This window comes from Accumulibacter sp. (assembly GCF_029255285.1).
Classification (GTDB): Bacteria; Pseudomonadota; Gammaproteobacteria; order Burkholderiales; family Rhodocyclaceae; genus Accumulibacter.
The window spans coordinates 1-3889 of sequence record NZ_JAPUVI010000033.1 but is presented as its reverse complement, the minus strand read 5'-3'; the positions used below and the strand labels follow the sequence as shown (position 1 = coordinate 3889).

At 60.3% G+C, this 3889-nt stretch carries 2 protein-coding genes and 1 pseudogene; 1 reads left to right on the top strand and 2 read right to left on the bottom strand.

The genetic code is table 11. From position 1 onward, the window contains the following. Nucleotides 1-169: 169 nt before the first annotated feature. Nucleotides 170-1727 (bottom strand): annotated as a pseudogene (gene istA / locus Q1M07_RS05345) (IS21 family transposase). A 608-nt stretch (nucleotides 1728-2335) separates the two neighbouring features. On the opposite strand from istA, the gene Q1M07_RS05340 reads away from it, so the two are divergent. Then, nucleotides 2336-3169 carry an alpha/beta hydrolase gene (locus tag Q1M07_RS05340; RefSeq protein WP_300451740.1) on the top strand — a complete coding sequence of 278 codons (834 nt, stop codon included), beginning with the start codon at nucleotides 2336-2338 and terminating at the stop codon, nucleotides 3167-3169. On the opposite strand, the gene msrA is transcribed toward Q1M07_RS05340, so the two are convergent. Beyond that, nucleotides 3153-3701, bottom strand: coding sequence for a peptide-methionine (S)-S-oxide reductase MsrA (gene msrA, locus Q1M07_RS05335; protein WP_300451737.1), 549 nt, complete (start codon nucleotides 3699-3701; stop codon nucleotides 3153-3155). The genes Q1M07_RS05340 and msrA overlap by 17 nt on opposite strands. Between the last annotated feature and the right edge of the window lie 188 nt (nucleotides 3702-3889).

Below are 3889 nucleotides of genomic sequence, written 5' to 3'. Positions count from 1 at the left end.
GTGGCAGTAGCCTCCCCAGCACCCGATCTTTCATCGCTTGTCCGTATCTCGCCATCTGTGTCTTCTCCTTATCGCCCTCTGTTTCGGATCCTAGCGAGGCGACAACTAGTCTGACACAGAGGGGGTGTGCAAGGTCTGTTCCATCAACATCGTGAAGGTCTCCTTTCGGTCAGTGGTAATACCCGAGGCCGCGCACGTTGGCGTGGTCGGGAAGGAGGAATTCGGCGGGCGCCGACGGCAGAACGGGTTGGCGATCCAGTGCCTTTTGCAGAATCGAAGCGACCGAGCGGTAGCGATGCGCGCCGATCGTCAGGGCACGGATACAGGCTGCCTCCATGCGCTCCTGGCCGACCGTGCGGGCCAGTCGCATCAGGCCGAGACACGAGCGGTGGCCCTGTTCCGGATGCTGCTTATCCATGAGCAGGCGTTTCACCAGTTCGCCGGTCGCCGGGCCGACCGAGTTCGCCCAGTTCATCAGCCGTCCGGGCGACCATTCGGCATGCGCCCGATGCGCCGCCGGCATATGCTCGGCCACGGTCGAATCGCCGCCCTTGCACGAACTGCGCGGATGGCTGGCAATCCGGCGCCCGCGCGCGAGAATCTCGACGGCGCTCGGGGTGCTGCGCAGTTCCACCTTCTGGCCGACCAAGGCATGTGGCACGCTCACGCTGTAATAATGGCCGTCGAGTTCGACGGGGTAGTCGATATTGACGCGGGTTTGGCGCCAGGAAGCGAGCACGAAGCGGGTCACCGGCAGCGGGCGCAGATACGGTGCGTCGAGTTTCTCGATTCTCTAAGGCTTCCTGTCGGCAGCCCGGCAGCTTCTTGAATGGGCGCTGGTTGAGATCCGGCAGCAAGGCAGCCACCGCAGCGTCGACTTCGGCCACCGAGAAGAACTGCCAGTGGCGCAGACGAGCGAGGATCCAGCGTTCCACCACTTTCACGCCGGCTTCGACCTTGGCCTTGTCCTGCGGCTTCCGGCGGCGGGCCGGCAGGATGACCTCGTGGTAGTGTTTGGCGAATTCGGCAGCCGCCCGGGTCAAATCCGGCTCGTAGGGATTGGCCAGGGTGACCAGCGCCTTCGGGTTGTCCGACACGAGGAGTTCGGGAGTGCCGCCGGCATGGAGCAGCGCCCGCTCGAGCCCAGCCAGCCAGTCGGCCTGCGTCTGCCCGGGGGTGGCGCAGGCGAAGGTATAGCTCGAAGCTCCGAGGACGGCGACAAAGATGCTCGCCGGTCGGATCTCACCGGTGTCGGCATCGATCACCGGCACGGTCGGCCCCGCATAGTCGGCGAACAGCTTCTCGCCGGCGCGGTGGATCTGCCGCATGGAGCGCTTGAGTTGGCCAGCCCGAGCCTTGTAGCGGGTACAAAAGGCGGTGTATTGGTGCGCGCCGTCGCCGGCGACCTGCCGGTACTCTTCCCACAGCAGGGTGAGTGTCACCCCCTTGCGCTTGAGCTCCTGATGGATCGCGGCCTGGTCGGGCTCGACGAACGCCGAAGCCTTGGCCGCCGGTTGGCCGTAGAGTCGCCGCTCCAACGTTTCATCGTCCAGTTCCTCCGGCAGCGGCCACGCCAAGCCGGCCGCCGTCGCCAGCTTCAGGTACTTGGCGACGACGCCCTTGGAAAGGTTGAGTGCCCGCGCGATCGCCTCCAGGCTCAGCCCGGTGCTCTGGCGGTATCGAAGTACGCCTCTGATCTTGCGCATGGATAGTCTCTCCTGGGACATGCTCGCTCGCTTTCAAAAAAAGCGGCAAGACTACCGTCAACTATCCATAAAGCATCAGCCCCGTCGGTCACGTTCAGCGTGAAATGGCGGTCACCCTCTCGTGAAACACCGATCACGTTCCCGTGAAATCACCGGTCACGATGACGCGAGGTACGCAGGAAGTCAAAGCGGGCCGGTGTGGCGGCCAGCGATCTTGCGGGGGTGATGGCACGGATTGAGGCGGCATCGCTCGATGCCTTCCAGACAGGTTTAGGGCTTCCCGAGAGGATCAGGAACTGGACCAGCAAGCTCGGCTTACGCGCTTTTGGCCCTGTGGGCGAGCAGCGCCTTCGGTTGATCGCGCTCCTCGATATTGTGACGCTGATCCTAACTGAGGACATGCCAAACGCCGAGCAGGTCCTGGTGATACGGCACAGCAGCTTGAGAATAGCGAACAGTCGCCGGCACGTCGAACCGACAGGCGGCAAGGACTTTCGGAAGTCATTCGTTGGAGCAAGATCACTACCTGTTTTCCTGTCCGAATTCCCGAACCACCTCACTGGAATAGGGCGGATAATAGAGGCTGTGGTAAACACCCTCTGGCCCTTTTGACCTGTTTAGCCGATCCAATGACGCATTTCTTGGCAGATGACGGAGAGAAGATCCATCTCCACATTTCTGGCGACGGCCCGCCTATCGTACTGCTCCATGGATGGACCGCCAGTCACCGCGAATGGTCGCCGTTTATGGACCAGTTGACCTCCCGTCATCGCGTATACCGTTGGGACGCGCGTGGCCACGGAGGACATCGCCTCACGTTGACGACGCCGCCAACCGTTCAACGGATGGCGGAAGACTTGCGCAACCTGATTGACCACTACGACCTGAGCAAGACCGTCGCTGTTGGCCACTCGCTCGGAGCGCTAACCCTTTGGCAATACATCGAGCAGAACGGATGCCGTAATCTAAGCAAAGTCTGTTTCATCGATCAGTCGCCAAAGCTGCTGACCGACCACGACTGGGAAAATGGCATTTACGGCGACTTCGACCGCCAACAGTCGGCGACCTTCATTAAGCACCTCGAGGAAAACTTTGCCGAGTCGGTTCTTCGACTTGCTGGCATGGGCCTCAACGAGCGCGCCCGACAGAAATATCGAGAGAATTCGACGAGTATCGAAAGGGCACGCCAATGGCTAGGAGACCAGGATCCGGAACCGCTGATTGCCTGTTGGGAAAGCCTTACGGAAGCTGACTACCGAGCAACCCTTGATCGAATCGACGTTCCGGCTTTGTTGGTTTATGGCGGCGCCAGCAATTACTACCGGGCTGAAACTGCTCACTACGTCAAGAGCAGAATCGCCGGTGCCGTGCTACGCATCTACGAGGGCACGGATCATTCGCCACATCAGTGGGAGCGCGAACGATTTCTCCGTGACCTGCGGGAGTTCATCGACTCCCCTTGACGCGATTGGCAAACGCCTTGCGAAATTTCGCGAGCTTGGGATTGACAACGACCTGGCAATAGCCTTGCTCGGGATTTCGCCGAAAATACTGCTGATGGTACGACTCGGCCGAAAAAAACCTCGATGCGGGCAGTAACTCGGTGACAATAGGCGACGACCACAGCCCTGCGCTTCCGATCTGGGCGATCATTGACGCCGCTTCGCGCTGTTGCTCTGGGGTGTGGTAAAAGATCACCGAGCGATACTGGGTCCCAACGTCGTTACCCTGCCGGTTGAGCGTGGTGGGATCGTGAATAGCAAAAAATACTTCCAAAAGATCCCGATAGCCACACAAGAGGCTGTCGAACTCGATCTGGACGACTTCGGCGTGGCCCGTCCACCCTTCGCATACTGCCGTATAGCTCGGATCTTCCAGTTGTCCGCCGGAATAACCCGAAACCACCGACTCAACGCCGATTATCTGTTCGAAGACCGCCTCTAGGCACCAGAAACATCCGCCGCCAAATGTTGCCACTTCACGGCTCGCGGTCATCTCGTTATTCCCTTTGACTTCTGCCGATCGCAACGACGAGCGGCACAGTATGCGGCAACAATAAAAAGCGCAAAGCCCTCCGCGGGGGTCGTGGAGGGCTTTGTTGGTATGGGGTGCCTGGCGGTGACCTACTTTCACACATGAGGAATGCACTATCATCGGCGCGCCTTCGTTTCACGGACCTGTTC